The 16,708-nt window shown below is 66.7% G+C and carries 14 protein-coding genes; 4 read left to right on the top strand and 10 right to left on the bottom strand.

The genetic code is table 11. From position 1 onward, the window contains the following. The first annotated feature begins 38 nt into the window (after positions 1-38). Entirely contained in the window at positions 39-2,840 is a 2,802-nt protein-coding gene (ppc, locus tag A5791_RS11760; RefSeq protein WP_067236001.1) for a phosphoenolpyruvate carboxylase, read from the top strand. Positions 2,841-2,856: 16 nt separating this feature from the next. Beyond that, entirely contained in the window at positions 2,857-3,669 is an 813-nt protein-coding gene (locus A5791_RS11755) for a DUF1206 domain-containing protein (RefSeq protein ID WP_067235995.1), read from the top strand. Between the two features lie 23 nt (positions 3,670-3,692). Here A5791_RS11755 and A5791_RS11750 read toward each other — a convergent pair whose 3' ends face one another. The 6 genes from A5791_RS11750 to tkt are packed head-to-tail and all read right to left on the bottom strand — an operon-like array spanning position 3,693 to position 10,589. Then, positions 3,693-4,091: an ATPase gene (locus A5791_RS11750; protein WP_067235992.1), complete on the bottom strand. Its 399-nt coding sequence runs from the start codon at positions 4,089-4,091 to the stop codon at positions 3,693-3,695. Positions 4,092-4,107: 16 nt separating this feature from the next. Further along, a complete protein-coding gene (pgl, locus tag A5791_RS11745; protein ID WP_067235986.1) occupies positions 4,108-4,845 on the bottom strand; it encodes a 6-phosphogluconolactonase in 738 nt (245 codons plus the stop codon). Continuing rightward, entirely contained in the window at positions 4,842-5,753 is a 912-nt protein-coding gene (gene opcA, locus A5791_RS11740; protein WP_067235983.1) for a glucose-6-phosphate dehydrogenase assembly protein OpcA, read from the bottom strand. The genes pgl and opcA overlap by 4 nt, the downstream gene beginning before the upstream one ends. A gap of 58 nt (positions 5,754-5,811) precedes the next feature. Continuing rightward, positions 5,812-7,365 carry a glucose-6-phosphate dehydrogenase gene (gene zwf / locus A5791_RS11735; RefSeq protein ID WP_067235980.1) on the bottom strand — a complete coding sequence of 518 codons (1,554 nt, stop codon included), beginning with the start codon at positions 7,363-7,365 and terminating at the stop codon, positions 5,812-5,814. Then, positions 7,362-8,483, bottom strand: a complete 1,122-nt coding sequence (tal, locus tag A5791_RS11730; RefSeq protein WP_067235976.1) for a transaldolase — start codon at positions 8,481-8,483, stop codon at positions 7,362-7,364. Before tal ends, zwf begins: the two co-directional genes overlap by 4 nt. Before the next feature lie 15 nt (positions 8,484-8,498). Next, the gene (tkt, locus tag A5791_RS11725) at positions 8,499-10,589 is read right to left on the bottom strand and encodes a transketolase (protein WP_067235973.1); all 2,091 of its coding nucleotides are present in this window, start codon (positions 10,587-10,589) and stop codon (positions 8,499-8,501) included. Between the two features lie 269 nt (positions 10,590-10,858). On the opposite strand from tkt, the gene A5791_RS11720 reads away from it, so the two are divergent. Next, positions 10,859-11,830 (top strand): heme o synthase, encoded by a 972-nt coding sequence (locus A5791_RS11720; protein ID WP_156661171.1) that lies wholly within the window; start codon positions 10,859-10,861, stop codon positions 11,828-11,830. Positions 11,831-11,991: 161 nt separating this feature from the next. Here the strand turns inward: A5791_RS11720 and A5791_RS11715 are convergent, their stop codons facing one another. After that, entirely contained in the window at positions 11,992-12,972 is a 981-nt protein-coding gene (locus A5791_RS11715; protein WP_067235965.1) for a quinone oxidoreductase, read from the bottom strand. Between the two features lie 19 nt (positions 12,973-12,991). Here A5791_RS11715 and A5791_RS11710 point away from each other — a divergent pair, with 19 nt between their 5' ends. Beyond that, positions 12,992-13,861: a hypothetical protein gene (locus A5791_RS11710; protein ID WP_067235960.1), complete on the top strand. Its 870-nt coding sequence runs from the start codon at positions 12,992-12,994 to the stop codon at positions 13,859-13,861. On the opposite strand, the gene A5791_RS11705 is transcribed toward A5791_RS11710, so the two are convergent. The 3 genes from A5791_RS11705 to A5791_RS11695 form a co-directional block, all read right to left on the bottom strand. Then, positions 13,808-14,788 carry a heme A synthase gene (locus A5791_RS11705; RefSeq protein ID WP_067235957.1) on the bottom strand — a complete coding sequence of 327 codons (981 nt, stop codon included), beginning with the start codon at positions 14,786-14,788 and terminating at the stop codon, positions 13,808-13,810. The two genes, A5791_RS11710 and A5791_RS11705, sit on opposite strands and share 54 nt — an antisense overlap. Positions 14,789-14,931: 143 nt before the next feature. Beyond that, positions 14,932-15,705: an ABC transporter permease gene (locus tag A5791_RS11700; protein ID WP_067235954.1), complete on the bottom strand. Its 774-nt coding sequence runs from the start codon at positions 15,703-15,705 to the stop codon at positions 14,932-14,934. After that, positions 15,702-16,655 (bottom strand): ABC transporter ATP-binding protein, encoded by a 954-nt coding sequence (locus A5791_RS11695; protein ID WP_067235952.1) that lies wholly within the window; start codon positions 16,653-16,655, stop codon positions 15,702-15,704. The genes A5791_RS11700 and A5791_RS11695 overlap by 4 nt, the downstream gene beginning before the upstream one ends. Positions 16,656-16,708: the final 53 nt, after the last annotated feature.

Raw genomic sequence — 16,708 nt, 5'->3', positions numbered from 1 at the left:
GCAGGCGGCGCCGACGATCCGCGTCGATACTGAGACGCATGGCTGACACCATCGACACCGCGCTGGAACCCATCGGTGCCGTGCACCGGACACGGGTCGGCCGCGAGGCGACCGAGCCGATGCGCGCCGACATCAGGCTGCTGGGCACCATCCTCGGCGACACCGTCCGCGAGCAGAACGGCGACGAGGTGTTCGACCTCGTCGAGCGAGCCCGGGTGGAAGCGTTCCGGGTGCGCCGCTCCGAGATCGACCGGGCCGAGATGTCGCGCATGTTCGACGGGATCGACATTCGTCTGGCGATCCCGGTCATCCGGGCGTTCAGCCATTTCGCGCTGCTGGCCAACGTCGCTGAAGACATCCACCGGGAGCGTCGCCGCGCCATTCACGTCAAAGCGGGAGAGCCGCCTCAGGACAGCAGTCTGGCCGCCACCTACGCCAAACTCGATCGCGCAGAGTTGGATTCGGCTACCGTCGCCGAGGCCCTGAAAGGTGCACTGGTCTCGCCGGTCAGCACCGCCCACCCGACCGAAACGCGGCGGCGCACGGTGTTCGTCACCCAGCACCGGATCACCGAGCTGATGCGACTGCACGCGGAGGGGCACACTGAGACCGACGCCGGGCGCAACATCGAATTCGAGTTGCGGCGCCAGGTCCTCACCCTGTGGCAGACCGCGTTGGTGCGGCTGTCCCGATTGCAGATCAGCGACGAGATCGAGGCCGGGCTGCGGCTGTACCCATCGTCGTTCTTCGAGGTGGTCCCACAGGTCAATGCCGAAGTCCGGGAAGCATTGCGCACTCGCTGGCCCGACGCCGACCTGCTCTCCGGGCCGATTCTGCAGCCCGGCTCCTGGATCGGCGGCGACCGCGACGGCAATCCCAATGTGACTGCCGACGTGGTGCGCCTGGCCACCGGGAGCGCCGCCTATACCGCCTTGGCGCACTACCTGGCCGAACTCACCGCCCTCGAGCAGGAGCTGACGATGTCGGGGCGGCTGATCACGGTGACCTCCGAGCTGGCCGAACTGGCCGAAGGCTGCACGGAGAAGGCCCGCGCCGACGAGCCGTACCGGCGGGCGTTGCGGGTGATCCGGGGTCGACTCACCGCAACCGCGAGCCAGATCCTGGACCGGCAGCCCCAGGATGTGCTGGACATGGGTTTGCCGGCGTATTCCACGCCGACAGAACTGCGGACCGATCTGGACGCCATCGACACCTCGCTGCGCACCCACGGCGCCGCCCTGTTGGCCGATGACCGGCTGGCCCTGCTACGGGAAGGCGTGGGAGTCTTCGGGTTTCACCTGTGCGGCCTGGACCTGCGACAAAACTCCGACGTGCATGAAGAGGTGATCACCGAGCTGCTGGCATGGGCCGGGGTGCATCCGGACTACAGCTCCCTGTCCGAGGACCAGCGGGTCGAACTGTTGGCGGACGAACTGAGCACCAGACGCCCGCTGTTGGGCGACCGCGCGCAATTGTCGGAGCTGGCCCGCGGCGAGTTGGGTGTCGTCGCGGCGGCGGCGCGCGCGGTCGAGATCTATGGTTCCGCCGCAGTGCCCAACTACGTGATCTCCATGTGCCGGTCGGTGTCGGATGTACTGGAGGCCGCGATCCTGCTCAAGGAGGCCGGCCTGCTGGACGCTTCCGGGCCGGAATTGTATTGCCCCGTTGGCATCTCGCCGCTGTTCGAAACAATCGACGATCTGCACAACGCGGCGACCATTCTGCATTCGATGCTGGAGCTTCCGCTGTACCGGGCGCTGGTCACCGCGCGCGGCGACTCGCAGGAGGTGATGCTGGGCTACTCCGACTCCAACAAGGACGGCGGTTATCTGGCCGCCAACTGGGCCGTCTACCGGGCCGAGCTGGCCTTGGTGGAAGTGGCCCGCAAGACCGGAATCCGGTTGCGGCTCTTCCACGGTCGAGGTGGCACTGTCGGCCGCGGCGGCGGCCCAAGCTACCAGGCCATTCTGGCGCAGCCGCCCGGAGCTGTCAGCGGGTCGTTGCGGCTGACCGAGCAAGGCGAGGTGATCGCCGCCAAGTACGCCGAACCCCGCATGGCGCGACGCAACCTGGAGAGCCTGGTGGCCGCCACCCTGGAATCCACGCTGCTGGACGTGGAGGGCCTTGGTGATGCCGCAGAGCCCGCCTACGCCGTCCTCGACGAGGTGGCCGGGCTGGCGCAACGCGCCTACGCCGAATTAGTCCACGACACACCGGGTTTCGTCGACTACTTCAAGGCCTCCACGCCGGTCAGCGAAATCGGGTCACTGAACATCGGCAGCCGGCCGACTTCGCGCAAGCCCACCGAGTCGATCGCCGATCTGCGCGCGATTCCGTGGGTGTTGGCCTGGAGCCAGTCGCGGGTGATGCTGCCCGGCTGGTACGGCACCGGCTCGGCGTTCGAGCAGTGGATCGCCGCGGGTACCGAAGCAGAGCGGGTGCAGGTACTGCGCGACCTCTATGAGCGCTGGCCGTTCTTCCGCAGCGTGCTCTCAAACCTGGCGCAGGTGCTGGCCAAAAGTGACCTGGGCCTGGCCGCTCGCTATGCCGAGCTGGTGCCCGATGAATCATTGCGGCGCAGGGTCTTCGACAAGATCGCCGACGAACACCAGCGCACCATCGCCATGCACAAGCTCATCACCGGCCAAGAGGACCTGCTCGCCGACAATGTGGCGCTGGCGCGTTCGGTGTTCAACCGCTTCCCGTATCTGGAGCCGCTGAATCACCTTCAGGTGGAGTTGCTGCGCCGCTACCGTTCGGGTGATGACGACGAACTGGTGCAGCGCGGCATCCTGCTGACGATGAACGGCTTGGCCAGCGCGTTACGCAACAGCGGATAACGGGCATTTAGCCCAGATGTCCGACGATGCATCCGTCACCCCGACCGAGTTGGCCCAAAACAAGGTCTTCGAGCGTTTCGCCCGCGCTGGGTACGTCGTAAGCGGGTCGCTGCACTTGATCGTCGGCTACCTGGCCATCCGAATCGCGCTCGGCAACGGCGGCACTGCTGACCAATCCGGGGCACTGGCGGCACTGGCAGCCCAACCGGGCGGCCGGATCGCGCTCTGGATCGCCGCCGCCGCCCTTCTGACGATGGGTCTGTGGCGGCTGGTCGAGACGGCCCTGGGCCGGGCGACCGACCGCAGGCCCGACGGCGGCACCTCGTCGGGAGCGATGGAACGGACAAAAGCCTTCGGTCTGGCAATTGTCTACTTCGGCTTTGCCTACTCCGCATTCGGATTCGCCCGCGGCGCGGGGCACTCGACCGGTGAGCAAAATTCGACCATCAGTGCGCGCCTGATGCAGACCACCATCGGCACCGTCGCCCTCGTCGCCTGCGGAATCGGCATCGTCGCGGTGGGTGTTTACCACGTTTACAAAGGGGCCAGCCGCAACTTCCTGGGCGACCTGAAAGGCAAATCGGGCAACCTGGTTCGACGGGTGGGCATGCTCGGCTATATCGGCAAAGGCGTGGTTCTCGCCGGCGCCGGCGGGCTGGTCGTCGTCGCTGCGTTGCGCTCAGAGCCGAAAAAAGCCACCGGACTAGACGGGGCCCTCAAAACACTCGGGGCTCAGCCCTACGGGGCTGCGCTGCTGATCGCCGCCGCCCTTGGGATCATCACCTACGGCCTCTACAGCTTCGCCATGGCCCGATTGACCAAGATGTAGTCGACGCCAGGCGCGTCGGCAACCTAGCGCAAGCTCCGGTTGCGCAACCTGTCCATCACGCCGCGCACGGCGTGCTCGGTCATCGAGAGCGGGGACACCATGGTTTCGCCCAGGCTGACGATGTAGTCGATGCGCTCGACGATTGCTTCCACCGGCTCGACCAGCACGATGAGCCGCTTGGCGAGGTCGTCGAGGCTGTGCAGGGTGCCCTCGAGATGATCCAGGCCGGTCTCAAGTCGTTCAACCGTGGCGTTCAGCGCCGACAGCGAGCTGTTGAGCTCGACCATCGTGTTGCTCAGGCCGTCGAGAACGTCCTCGACCTGCTCGACCGTCTTGTCCGCGTTCAGCGCCGCCTGGGTGAGGGTCTTCATCCGCTTCCGCACCGGTGTGGGACGGTCGGTCTTGTCTGTCATGACGGTCATTATCACCCCGCACGGGTTAGCCAGGAAGCTTGGCCGCCGCTTCCTCGTCGAGCAGCCAGAGCGTGGTCTGCATCCCGACGCCTCCGGCCGCCGGTACCGAGACCGGGTCGGCGCCACCGATTGCAGCGGCCGCCGCGTCAGCTTTCGCGGCACCGGACACCATCAGCCAGACCTCGCGAGAACGCTGAACAGCGGGCAGTGTCAAGGTGATTCGCCGTGGCGGCGGTTTCGGGCAGTCGTCGACCGCGACCACCATGCGGCTGGTCTCCCGCACCGCGGGGGTATCCGGGAACAGCGAGTTGATATGGCCTTCCGGCCCCATTCCCAGCAGGTGCACGTCGAAATTGGGCACCGGTTGGCCGGGTTCGGCGTTGGCGGCCAGCACCTGCTCGTACGCCAGTGCCGCAGCGGCCATATCGCTACCGAACTCACCGTCACTGGCCGGCATGGCGTGCACGTTGCTCGACGGGATGTCGATGTGACCGAGCAATGCGCCGCGCGCCTGCTTGTCGTTGCGCTCGTCGTCGTCTTCGGGAACGTAGCGCTCATCGCCCCAGAACAGATGCACTCTTGCCCAGTCGATCTGTTGCGTGCCCAGCTGGCGCAGCAGCGCGATGCCGTTGCCGCCGCCAGTCAGCACAATCAGCGCCCGGCCCCTCGCCGCGACGGCCGACTCGATGGCCTCGGTCAGCCGCTTGGCCGCGGCATCCACCAGCGTCGTGCTGTCCGGGAAGATTTCAACGGCGGTGCTCATATGTACTGGACCTTCTTGATGCCTTCGAGTGCCGACAGGTAGATCTCGTCCGGATCGAGCCGGCGCAGGTCTTCGGCCAGGCATTCGCCGGTTACCCTGCGCGCCAACGGAACCAGGGCGTCGGGCCGGGCCGTCCGGCTCAGGGTGGCCGTGGTGCCCTCTTGCGGACGGCTTAGCACGATGGTCTCGCTCTTGCGTACCAGCTCGACCTTGAGTTCGCCCACTCTGCGTTGCACCGGCCCGTCGATCCGGCTGGCCAGCCAGCCGGCCAGGATGTCCAGCGCCGGTTCGGTTTTCAATCCGGAGATCAGTGCCGACTCGATGGGCTCGTGCGGCGGCAGGTCAACCGCGGAAGTCAACAGTGCCCGCCAGTAGGTGATGCGCGCCCAGGCCAGGTCCGTGTCGCCAGCGGTGTAGCCGGGTAGCCGGCTGGTGATAGCCGCCAACGGGTCGATCGCGTTGGTGGCGTCGGTGATGCGGCGGATCGCCAACTTGCCCAACGGATCCTGGGCAGGCACCGCAGGGGCGATGTCGGGCCACCACGCCACCACCGGAATGTCCGGAAGCAAGAACGGGATCACCACGCTCTCGGCGTGCCCGGCGAGCGGCCCGGACAGCCGCAGCACCACGACTTCTCCGGCGCCGGCATCGCCTCCTACCCGCAGCTGGGCATCAAGCCGCGCTTCGTCTGCGTACGGGTCACCCCTCATCGTGACGATGATCCGGCTGGGGTGCTCATGGCTGGCGTCGTTGGCCGCCTCGATGGACTCTTCCACCACGGCGTCGCTGTCCGGCGCGATGATCAGGGTGAGCACTCGGCCCATCATGACGGCACCGATTTCCTCGCGGAGCTCGTCGAGCTTCTTGTTGACCGCCGTGGTGGTCGTTGCGGGTAGATCGACGATCATTTGCGCCGCTCCTCCTCATCACGCCGCTTCGCTGCGTTCTGCATCGTCGCGGCGCGGATCACGGCCGCCGCCATTCCCGGCCGGTGCGGCGAAGCATTTCGAACGCCGACTCCGGTCCCCAGGTGCCCGCCTCATATGGGTCGGGCTTCCCGTGCGCCGCCCAGCGGTCGAGGGCGGGATCTAGTATTTCCCAAGCCAATTCGACCTCCGCGTTGACGGGAAACAGTGAGGGCTCGCCGAGCAGGACGTCGAGGATCAGCCGCTCGTAGGCCTCCGGTGACTCCTCGGCGAACGCCGAGCCGTAGGAAAAGTCCATGTTGACGTCTCGGACCTCCATCGCGGTACCGGGCACCTTGGAACCGAACCGCAATGTGATGCCCTCGTCGGGCTGCACCCGGATGACCATGGCGTTGGTGCCCAGCTCGTCGGTCATGGTGGCGTCGAACGGCAGGTGCGGCGCGCGTTTGAAAACCAGTGCGATCTCAGTGACCCTGCGCCCCAGTCGTTTTCCGGTACGCAGGTAGAAGGGCACGCCGGCCCACCGCCGTGTGTCGACTTCAAGCGTTATGGCGGCGAACGTCTCGGTGGTGGAGTCCTTGGAGAACCCCTCCTCGTCGAGCAGCCCGACCACCTTCTCGCCGCCCTGCCAGCCGGCGGTGTACTGCCCGCGGCTGGTGGTCTCGTCGAGTGGCTCGGCGAGCTGCGTCGCCGAAAGCACCTTGATCTTCTCGGTTTGCAGCGACGACGGGTTGAAGCTGACCGGCTCTTCCATCGCGGTCAGCGCCAGCAGCTGCATCAGGTGATTCTGGATGACGTCGCGGGCCGCACCGATGCCGTCGTAATAGCCTGCGCGACCGCCCAATCCGATGTCCTCGGCCATGGTGATCTGCACGTGGTCGACGTAGTGCGAATTCCAGATCGGGTCGAAGAGCTGGTTGGCGAACCGCAGCGCCAGGATGTTCTGCACCGTCTCCTTGCCCAAGTAGTGGTCGATGCGGAAGACCGCCTCCTCCGGAAAGACCGTATTCACCGACTTGTTCAGGGCCTGAGCGCTTTTCAGGTCATGACCGAACGGTTTCTCGATGACCACCCGGCTCCACCGGTCGCCCTGCGGCCGGGCCAGTCCCGACTTGTGCAGCTGCTCGCACACCACCGGGAACGACTTGGGCGGGATCGCCAGATAGAAGGCATGATTACCGCCGGTGCCGCGCTCGGCGTCGAGCTTCTCCAGCGTCTCGGCCAGCCGCGCGAACGCATCGTCGTCGTCGAAAGACCCTGGGACGAAACGGAATCCCTCGGCCAGCCGTTCCCAGTTCTGCTGCCGGAACGGCGTGCGGCAGTGCTGCTTGACCGCGTTGTACACCACCTCGCCGAAATCCTGCGTGGTCCAGTCCCGGCGGGCGAATCCCACCAAGGCGAACGACGGTGGCAGCAGACCGCGGTTGGCCAGGTCATAGATGGCCGGCATCACCTTTTTTCGGGCCAGGTCACCTGTGACGCCGAAAATCACCATCCCGCAGGGGCCGGCGATTCTCGGCAGCCGCTTGTCCAGCTTGTCGCGCAGAGGATTTCGCCACTGGGCGGCGTCGGCCGAGGCACGGGCCGGCGTCATTTGGCGGCAGAGTCCAATTGCTTCTGCGTCTCGGTCGACAACTCCGTCCAGGAGTCGACGAACTTCTCCACACCTTCGTTTTCCAGGACGACGAACACGTCGGTCAGATCTACGCCGACCGCCGACAGCTGGTCGAACACCCCCTGGGCGGCCGAAGCCGTCCCGGTGACGGTGTCGCCGTTGATCACACCGTGGTCGGCGACGGCGTCAATCGTCTTCTCCGGCATGGTGTTAACGGTGTTCAGAGCCACCAGTTCGGTCACGTAGAGGGTGTCGGAGTAGTCGGGGTTCTTGACGCCCGTCGACGCCCACAGCGGCCGCTGTACCCGGGCTCCGTCGGACAGCAGCGCCTGATAGCGGTCGCCGCCCTCGAACACCTCCTGATAGGCGGCGTAGGCCAGCCGGGCGTTGGCGACACCGGCCTGCCCGCGCAACGCGAGCGCCTCTTCGGAGTTGATCTTCTCCAGCCGCTTGTCGACTTCGGTGTCCACCCGGGACACGAAGAACGATGCCACCGAATGGATCTTGGACAGGTCGTGACCGGCTTCGCGGGCCTTCTCCAGGCCCGCCAGGTAGGCGTCCATCACCTCGCGGTGCCGTTCGACGGAGAAGATCAGCGTGACGTTGACCGAAATGCCTTCTGCCAGAACAGCCGTGATGGCCGGCAAGCCCGCCTTGGTGGCCGGGATCTTGATGAACAGGTTCGGCCGGTCGACGATCTTCCACAATTCGACGGCCTGCTGGATGGTTTTTTCGGTCTCGTTGGCCAGGCGCGGGTCGACCTCGATGGACACCCGGCCGTCGACGCCATCGGAGGCCTCCCACTCACGGGTCAGCACATCACAGGCACTGCGCACGTCGTCGGTGGTGATGGTACGAATGGTGGCATCGACGTCGGCACCACGCTCGGCCAGCTCGGCGATCTGGTCGTTGTAGACGTCGCCTTCGGCGAACGCCTTCTGGAAGATCGACGGGTTGGTGGTCACTCCGACCACGGATTTGGTGTCGATCAGCTCCTGCAGGTTGCCCGAACGCAGTCGCTCCCGCGACAAGTCATCCAGCCATACCGATACCCCCGCGGCACTCAACGCCGCGAGGTTGGCGTTTTGAGTGGTCATGCCAATTACCTCTTCTCAGTTGTCCACTACCTGTTCCGCGGCATCTGCGACGGCCTCCGCTGTGAAGCCGTACTCACGGAACAATGTCTTGTAATCCGCGGATTCTCCGTAGTGCTCTATAGAAACGATTTTCCCGGTGTCGCCGACGAGTTTGTGCCAGCATTGCGCGACGCCGGCCTCGACGGCCACCCGGGCCGACACCGACGGGGGCAGGACGCTGTCGCGGTATTCGTGCGACTGCGACTCGAACCACTCCACGCACGGCATCGACACGACCCGGGCGATGATGTCCTTGTCCGCCAACAACTTCTGTGCCGCAACCGCAAGCTGGACCTCGGAGCCGGTGGCGATCAGCACGACGTCGGGTTCCTCACCTCCGTCGTCGCCCAGCACATAGCCGCCGCGGGCGACCCCGTCGGCGTCGGTGCCGTCCAGCACCGGCACATTCTGGCGGGTCAGGATCAGCCCGACCGGCCCGCTGCCGTTACCGCGGGCCAGAATCGTGCGCCAGGCGTACGCCGTCTCGTTGGCGTCGGCCGGGCGCACCACCGAAAGGTTGGGAATCGCGCGGAGGGCCGAAAGGTGTTCGATCGGCTGGTGGGTCGGGCCGTCTTCGCCCAGGCCGATCGAGTCGTGCGTCCACACATAGATGGTGTCGATGTCCATCAGCGACGCCAGCCGGACCGCCGGGCGCATGTAGTCCGAGAACTGCAGGAAGGTGGCGCCGTAGGCCCGGGTCGGGCCGTGCAGCACGATGCCGGACAGGATGGCGCCCATCGCGTGTTCGCGAACACCGAAATGCAAAGTGCGCCCATACCAGTGCGCCGTGTAGTCCTTGGTGGAAATCGACGGCGGGCCAAAGGAATCCGCACCCTTGATGGTGGTGTTGGTGCTGCCGGCGAGGTCGGCAGAACCGCCCCACAGCTCGGGCAGCTTCGGTCCCACCGCGTCAAGCACCGCGTTGGATGCTTTCCGGGTGGCGATTTCGTCCGAACCGGCTTCCCAGTGCGGTAGGTCGGCGTCCCAGCCGTCGGGCAGGTCCTCGGCAGTCAACCGGTCCAGCAGGGCCTTGCGTTCGGGTTCGCGCTGTGCCCAGGCATCGAACTCGGGTTGCCACTTCTCGTGCGCTTCGCGGCCCCGCTCGACCAGCTTGCGGGTGTGGGCGATGACGTCGTCGCGGACCTCGAAGTTCTTGTCGGGGTCGAAGCCGAGGATCTTCTTGACGGCGGCCACTTCGTCATCGCCGAGGGCGGCGCCGTGCGCCTTGCCGGTGTTCATCAGGTTGGGTGCCGGATACCCGATGATGGTGCGCAGCGAGATGAACGACGGTCGGTCGGTGGCGGCTTTCGCGTTGGCGATGGCTTCCTCGATGGCGACGACGTCCTCGCCGCCCTCCACCTCTTGTACGTGCCAGCCGTAGGCGCGATAGCGGGCCGCGGTGTCCTCGCACAGCGCGATGTTGGTGTCGTCCTCGATCGAGATCTGGTTGTGGTCGTAGAACACGATGAGGTTGCCCAGCTGCTGAACCGCGGCCAGCGACGACGCCTCCGAAGTGACCCCCTCCTCGATGTCGCCGTCGGAGGCGATCACGAAGATGTAGTGGTCGAACGGGCTGGTCCCCGGTTCGGCGTCCGGGTCGAAAAGCCCGCGCTCGTAGCGCGACGCCATCGCCATGCCGACCGCCGAGGCCAGGCCCTGTCCCAGCGGACCCGTAGTGATCTCAACACCTTTGGTATGCCGGAACTCTGGATGCCCCGGGGTCTTGGAGCCCCAGGTGCGCAGCGACTCGATATCGGAGAGCTCCAGGCCGAAGCCGCCGAGGTAGAGCTGCAGATAGAGAGTCAAGCTGCTGTGCCCGGCCGACAGCACGAACCGGTCGCGGCCCAGCCAGTGCGGGTCGCTGGGGTCGTGACGCATCGTGCGCTGAAACAGGGTGTAGGCCAGGGGGGCCAGGCTCATCGCCGTGCCGGGGTGACCGTTGCCGACCTTTTGTACCGCGTCGGCGGCCAACACCCTGATGGTGTCCACCGCAGCCGAATCGATCTCGGTCCAGTCGTCGGGGTGGCGCGGTTGGGTAAGCGTGGAGATCTCTTCGAGTGTGGTCACAGACGCAGTCCTTGGGTCATGAAGCTGATCAATCCTCACCCTAGTGCGGGAGGGCTTGCTATTGCAGGGCCGGATTTCGGGTACCCAGGGCCGGCCCTGCGAAATCCAATGTGAAAATTACGTGCCGGCCGCATACGCTGTCCGATCAATCCGGCGATCCGCCGAAAAAGTCGGTGAATAGACCCTGCAGCGCGGCGGCGGTGGGCATGCTGTCTACCATCGTGTGTAGTAGAAGCTGCGCGCTGCTGCGACCCCGAGGAGTAAAAGCGTTGAGCGTTCGCGGGCGCGTTACGTCGAGCCGGATGACCGGCGCCGCCCGGCGACGAGCCGGGCCGGACGCCGGAAAGGCAAGGAGCCGGGCAGCCGGCATCGTCCTGGCTTACCTGGCGCTGACCAAGCCTCGAGTGATCGAGCTGCTGTTGGTGACCGCGATACCCGCGATGCTGCTGGCCGATCGGGGACACGTGAGCCCCCTGTTGATCCTTAACACGCTGATCGGCGGCATGATGGCCGCAGGCGGCGCCAACACGCTCAACTGCGTGGCCGACGCCGATATCGACAAGGTGATGAAGCGCACGGCGCGGCGGCCGCTGGCCCGCGAAGCGGTGCCCCGGCGAAACGCATTAGTGCTGGGCCTGGTCTTGAGCATCGGCTCCTTTTTCTGGCTGTGGTGGACGACGAATCTGTTGTCGGGGCTGCTGGCCGTGGCGACCATCGCTTTCTACGTGTTCGTCTACACCCTGCTGCTCAAGCGCCGCACGTCACAGAACGTCGTCTGGGGCGGCGCGGCGGGCTGCATGCCGGTGATGATCGGCTGGTCGGCGGTGACCGGCGGCATCGGGTGGCCGGCGTTGGCGATGTTCGCGATCATCTTCTTGTGGACGCCGCCGCACACCTGGGCCCTGGCGATGCGGTACAAGGAGGACTACAAAGCGGCCGGTGTGCCGATGCTGCCGGCCGTGGCCACCGAACGTCAGGTCACCAAGCAGATTCTGGTCTACACCTGGCTGACCGTGCTGGCGACGCTGGCTCTGGCGCTGGCCACCGGCTGGTTGTACGCGGCGGTCGCGGTGGTGGCAGGGGTGTGGTTCCTGGCGATGGCCCACCAGTTGTACGCCGGGGTGCGTGCGGGAGAACCGGTGAAGCCGCTGCGGCTGTTCCTGCAGTCGAACAACTACCTGGCGCTCGTCTTCTGCGCTTTGGCGGTCGATTCGGTGATCGCGCTGCCGACGTTGATCTGAGCCACGTAGTCACACAGGTCACTTCAGCACCGCCACGGGCTACGACATTCGAGTTGGGAATGCGATATCACCGGCGCTAGCGGATTCGGAAAACGACAAGCCCTTCCTCTGCCGATACTGGTGTGGCAGATGGGATTTGGAGGGCCGGCCTCTGCTTGCCGCTATGGGAGCAGCACGATCGAGCCGGCCGTTTTGCGGCCCTGCAAGTCCTCGTGCGCCCGCGCCGCATCGGATAGCGGATAACGTCCGCCCACTTCGACGGTCACAGCCCCGCTGCCGATCACGTCGAACAGCTCGGCTGCGCGCCAGCTGAACTCCTCGCCGGTGCGGATGAAGTGCGCCAGCGAGGGGCGGGTGAGGTATACCGAGCCGGCATAGTTGAGGCGCTGCGGATCGAAGGGCGGGACGGGTCCGCTGGCGGCGCCGAACAACGCCAGCGTTCCGCGGACGGCCAGGCTGGCCAGGCTGGCGTCGAACGTGCTGGCGCCGACGCCGTCATACACCACGGCGACGCCGGCGCCCCCGGTCATCGCACGCACCTTGCTGCCGAATTCAGCCGCGTCGGTGGGGTAGGGGAGCACCTCGGTGGCGCCGGCCTGCCGCGACAGCCGCTCTTTCTCGGGAGTCGACACGGTGGTGATCACCCGCGCACCGAGGCGGGTGGCCCATTGCGTCAGGATCAGCCCGACCCCGCCGGCGCCGGCGTGTATCAGCACTGTGTCGCCGCTTTGCACCGGATATACCGACTTCAGCAGGTAATGGGCGGTGAGGCCCTTCAGCAGTACCGAAGCCGCCACGTCGGAAGCCACCGATTCGGGCACTTTCGCAGTCAAAAGTGCTGGCGCAGTGCAGAATTCGGCGTAGCCGCCGTTTGCCGAGGGGCTCACCACCCGATCGCCCACGGCTAGGCCAACACTGTCCGCTTGGTCTCCGAGGGCGGCGACCGTCCCGGACACCTCGGATCCGACGATGAACGGCAACGGGCGTGCATACTGCCCCGAACGGAAATAGGTGTCGATGAAGTTGACGCCGATCGCGTCGGCCTTGATCAGTAGCTCGCCCTGCCGGGGCTCGGGTCGCGGGACGTCGACGTAGCGCAGGACATCGGGGCCACCGGTTTCGGACACTTCGATCGCATGCATGTGGTTATCATGCCCGTGAATGAAGTTAGCGCGGCCAGACGTCTTCCACCCGCGCATCGTGCTGGCCGGGTGTCCGCGACAAGTCGCCGGCGACGGCGATGACGCCGGGCTGCTTGGCGCCTTGCGACACCGCGGCCTGCACGCTCACTGGATGTCCTGGGACGATCCCGAGATACGCCGCGCGGACCTGGTGATACTGCGGGCTGCCCGCGACTACGCGGACCGGCTCGGCGAATTCCTGGCCTGGACGCTGGAGGTGAAAAACCTGCTGAACCCGCCCCCGGCGGTGGCCTGGAACGCCGACCGGCACTATCTGGACAAGCTCGCGAACCAGCAGGTGCCGACGGTGCCTGGCGAGATCTTCGCCCCCGGCGATCAGGTCCGGTTGCCGCGCACCGAGCAGGTTTTCGTCAGCGCGACCCTCGGGTCGGGAACGCGGCGTTGCCCCGACCGGTCGGCGGCCGCCGAGTGCGCCGCCGAACTGCAGGCGGCCGGTCGCAGTGTGTTCGTGCAGCCCTGCGATTCGGCTCCCGAGACCGTGCTGGTTTTCTTGTGTGGCGAGCAGTCGCATGCCTTCACTCTGCGGGCCGGCGCGTTGCACCAGGCCGAACCCGATTTCGAAATCTGGGATGCCGGAGCTGCGGCGCTGGCCGGCGCGGCGACCCAAATCGGCATCAGCACAAGCGATTTGCTGTACGCGCGCGCCCATGTGATAGGCGGTGCCGACAATCCGCGACTGCTGGAACTTCAGTTGGTGGAGCCGTCGCTGGGCTGGCGAAACCTGGATGCCCGCACCCGCGACCTGGCCCAGCGCGAGTTCGCGCTGGGTGTCGAGTCAGCTCTGGAGCGGTTGGGCCTCGGCCCGTTCTCGCGACCGTTCCCGCATTGAGGCCCAGAGCGCGGCGGTGGCCGCGGTGCATGCCGCGGCGCCCGCGACGTGGATGGCGACCAGCGCGGGCGGCACTCCGGTGAAGTACTGCGTGGTGCCGACGGCGGCCTGCGCGAACACCAGGGCCACCAACACGGCCAGCCGCACTCTGACGGGCCGGGCGGCGCCGACGGCCAGCAATCCGAAGCCCAGTCCGACCAGTAGTGCCAGGTAGGCGACCAGCAGCGACGAATGCATGTGCACCAGGGTGGTGATCTCGACTTTCAGCCGTGGCACGGTCCGGCTGGGGCTCCTGTCGCCCGCGTGCGGTCCGGCGGCGGTCACCAGTGTGCCCGTCACCAGCACAGCGGCCAGATTCACCGCGCTGAGCGCGGTCAGCGCACGCAGCGGCTTTGCCACCCGATGCTCGACCACGCCTTCCCGGGGATAATCGTCGGGCTCGCCGACCTTGACGTAGAGCAGCACGGATAACCACACCATGGTCATCGACGCCAGCAGGTGGACGGCCACCGTCCACCACAGCAACCCGGTGCGCACGGTGATGCCGCCGATCACCGCCTGCACGACCGTCGACGCCGGCATCAGCCATGCGTAGACGAGCACCTCGGTGCGCCGTCTGGCCCGCGTGACGGCCAGCACGGCCAGTATCGCGGTGATGACCACCGCGATGGTGACCATCCGGTTGCCGAACTCGACCGCCTGATGGATACGCGGCACTTCGGCCACCGCTACCGGGACGAAGCTGCCCGGAAAACACTGCGGCCAGGTCGGGCAGCCCAGGCCTGAGGCGGTGACCCGAACGATCGCGCCGGTGACGGCGATGCCGCCCTGAGTCAGGATGACGGCGGCGGCGATGACCCGCTGGACGCGCAGGCTGGGGTCGGGGAGCAGGTCCACCAACCGCAGCAGTGCTCGTCCGACGGGCATCGCCCGATCGTAACGACAACTACGTCACGTAGTAGAAACGGGCCGCGCCGAGCGGGTTTGGCATCGAGATGTAAACCACGCACACCCGCTTCGGCGTGTCGAGTCCGTGGATTAAATGTCGCGGCGTCGGTCCGTAGGGGACGTCAGGTGAAGCGGAACCAGCGGCGCGCGGCCAGAGCGGCGAGCGCACCCCACACCGCCAGCACGGCGAACCCGAACCAGTCCACCGACAGGCTCATGGCCTGCGACAGCGCCTCGGTGAGCGCTCCCGACGGGGTGAGCCGGGCGGCCCACTTGACCGCGGGCGGGATCATGCCGGTTTCGAGAGTCAGGGCACCCAACCCGGCGAAGACGAACCACAGCAGGTTGGCGAGCGCCAGGACGATCTCGGCGCGCAAGGTGCCGCCGAGCAACAGGCCGAGCGCCGCAAACCCCGCGGTGCCCAGCGCGATGACTGCCGCGCCCAGGGCCAGCGCCGCCAGCGCCGGTCGCCAGCCGAGCGCAAACCCGATGACGCCCAACAGAATTGCCTGCAGGAAGACGGTGAAGACCACGGCCAGTGCCTTGCCGATGATGATTCCCCACACCGGCAGGGGTGTTGCTCCGAGCCGCTTCAACGCCCCGTAGCGGCGATCGAACGCCACGGCGATGGCCTGTCCGGTGAAGGCGGTGGAGATGACCGCCAGCGCCATGATGGCGGGAACGAACACCGCGGCGCGGTGCGGGCCGAACGAGCCCAGCGGCAGCAAGGTCAGCCCGACCAGCAGCGTGATCGGAATGAACATGGTCAACAGCAGCTGTTCGCCGTTGCGTAGCAGCAGCTTCAGCTCCAGGCCGAACTGCGCGGCCAGCATCCGGGGCACGGCGTTGGGCCGCGGGTCCGGGGTGAAGGTGCCCGGCGGAAACACGTCAGTCATGGCCGCAGGCTCCGCCCGGTGAGATCGAGGAACAGATCCTCGAGGCTGCGTTGCTCGACGCGCATGTCGGTGGCGAGCACGTTGATCTGGGCGCACCACGCCGTCACGGTGGCCAGCACTTGCGGATCAACCGGGCCTTCGACCAGATACTCGCCCGGTGTCACCTCAGTGACCTTGTAATCCTCCGGTAGCGCCGTGGCCAAGAGGGAGAGCTCGAGCCGCGGCGGCGCGCTGAACCGCAATTGGTCTTTGGCGCCGGCGCGTGTCAACTCGGTCGGTGTGCCCGCGGCGACCGTCACCCCGTTGTCGATGATGACCAGCCGGTCGGCGAGTTCTTCGGCCTCCTTGAGCTGGTGGGTGGTCAGCACAACGGTCACGCCGTCGCGGCGCAGCGCATCGATCAGCTCCCACACCAGCAGGCGGGCGTGAGCGTCCATGCCCGCGGTTGGCTCGTCGAGAAATACCAGCTCGGGACGCCCGACCAGCGCGCATGCCAGCGCGAGCCGTTGCTGCTGTCCGCCGGATAGCCGTCGATAAGTGGTGCGTGCGGCCTCGGTGAGGCCCAGGGTGTCCAGCAGCCACTGCGGGTCCAGCGGGTCGGCGGCGTAGGCGGCTACGAGGTTCAGCATTTCGGCTGCGCGCGCCGCGGGATAGCCGCCGCCGCCCTGCAACATGACGCCGATGCGCGGGCGCAACCGCGCGTTGTCGGTGATCGGGTTCAGCCCAAGCACCTCGATGGTTCCGGCGTCCGGCCGCACGAATCCTTCGCACATCTCGACCGTCGTCGTCTTTCCGGCGCCGTTGGGTCCCAGCAGGGCCAGCACCTCGGCAGCGTGTACCTCGAGATCGAGGTTGGAGACGGCATTGCACACCGACGCGCCCGACCCGTACTGCTTGCTGACCCCGCGCAGCCGAACGACCGTATCGGGGATCTGAGGGGCCGAGCTCACGTGGAATCAGCGTAGGCGTCGGGTGCCGACTTGGAGCGGGGGGTGGGCGGAGG

The organism is Mycobacterium sp. 852002-51163_SCH5372311, assembly GCF_001667115.1.
Lineage (GTDB): Bacteria > Actinomycetota > Actinomycetes > Mycobacteriales > Mycobacteriaceae > Mycobacterium.
The sequence above is the reverse complement of the archived record's forward strand: the minus strand, read 5'-3'. Positions and strand labels throughout refer to the sequence as shown.

Excerpts from the sequence above, each read along its gene's own strand:
- ppc (WP_067236001.1), top strand. The coding sequence starts at position 39 with ATGGCTGACACCATCGACACCGCGCTGGAACCCATCGGTGCCGTGCAC.
- A5791_RS11755 (WP_067235995.1), top strand. The coding sequence starts at position 2,857 with ATGTCCGACGATGCATCCGTCACCCCGACCGAGTTGGCCCAAAACAAG.
- A5791_RS11750 (WP_067235992.1), bottom strand. The coding sequence starts at position 4,091 with ATGACCGTCATGACAGACAAGACCGACCGTCCCACACCGGTGCGGAAG.
- pgl (WP_067235986.1), bottom strand. The coding sequence starts at position 4,845 with ATGAGCACCGCCGTTGAAATCTTCCCGGACAGCACGACGCTGGTGGAT.
- opcA (WP_067235983.1), bottom strand. The coding sequence starts at position 5,753 with ATGATCGTCGATCTACCCGCAACGACCACCACGGCGGTCAACAAGAAG.
- zwf (WP_067235980.1), bottom strand. The coding sequence starts at position 7,365 with ATGACGCCGGCCCGTGCCTCGGCCGACGCCGCCCAGTGGCGAAATCCT.
- tal (WP_067235976.1), bottom strand. The coding sequence starts at position 8,483 with ATGACCACTCAAAACGCCAACCTCGCGGCGTTGAGTGCCGCGGGGGTA.
- A5791_RS11715 (WP_067235965.1), bottom strand. The coding sequence starts at position 12,972 with ATGCATGCGATCGAAGTGTCCGAAACCGGTGGCCCCGATGTCCTGCGC.
- A5791_RS11710 (WP_067235960.1), top strand. The coding sequence starts at position 12,992 with ATGAAGTTAGCGCGGCCAGACGTCTTCCACCCGCGCATCGTGCTGGCC.
- A5791_RS11705 (WP_067235957.1), bottom strand. The coding sequence starts at position 14,788 with ATGCCCGTCGGACGAGCACTGCTGCGGTTGGTGGACCTGCTCCCCGAC.
- A5791_RS11700 (WP_067235954.1), bottom strand. The coding sequence starts at position 15,705 with ATGACTGACGTGTTTCCGCCGGGCACCTTCACCCCGGACCCGCGGCCC.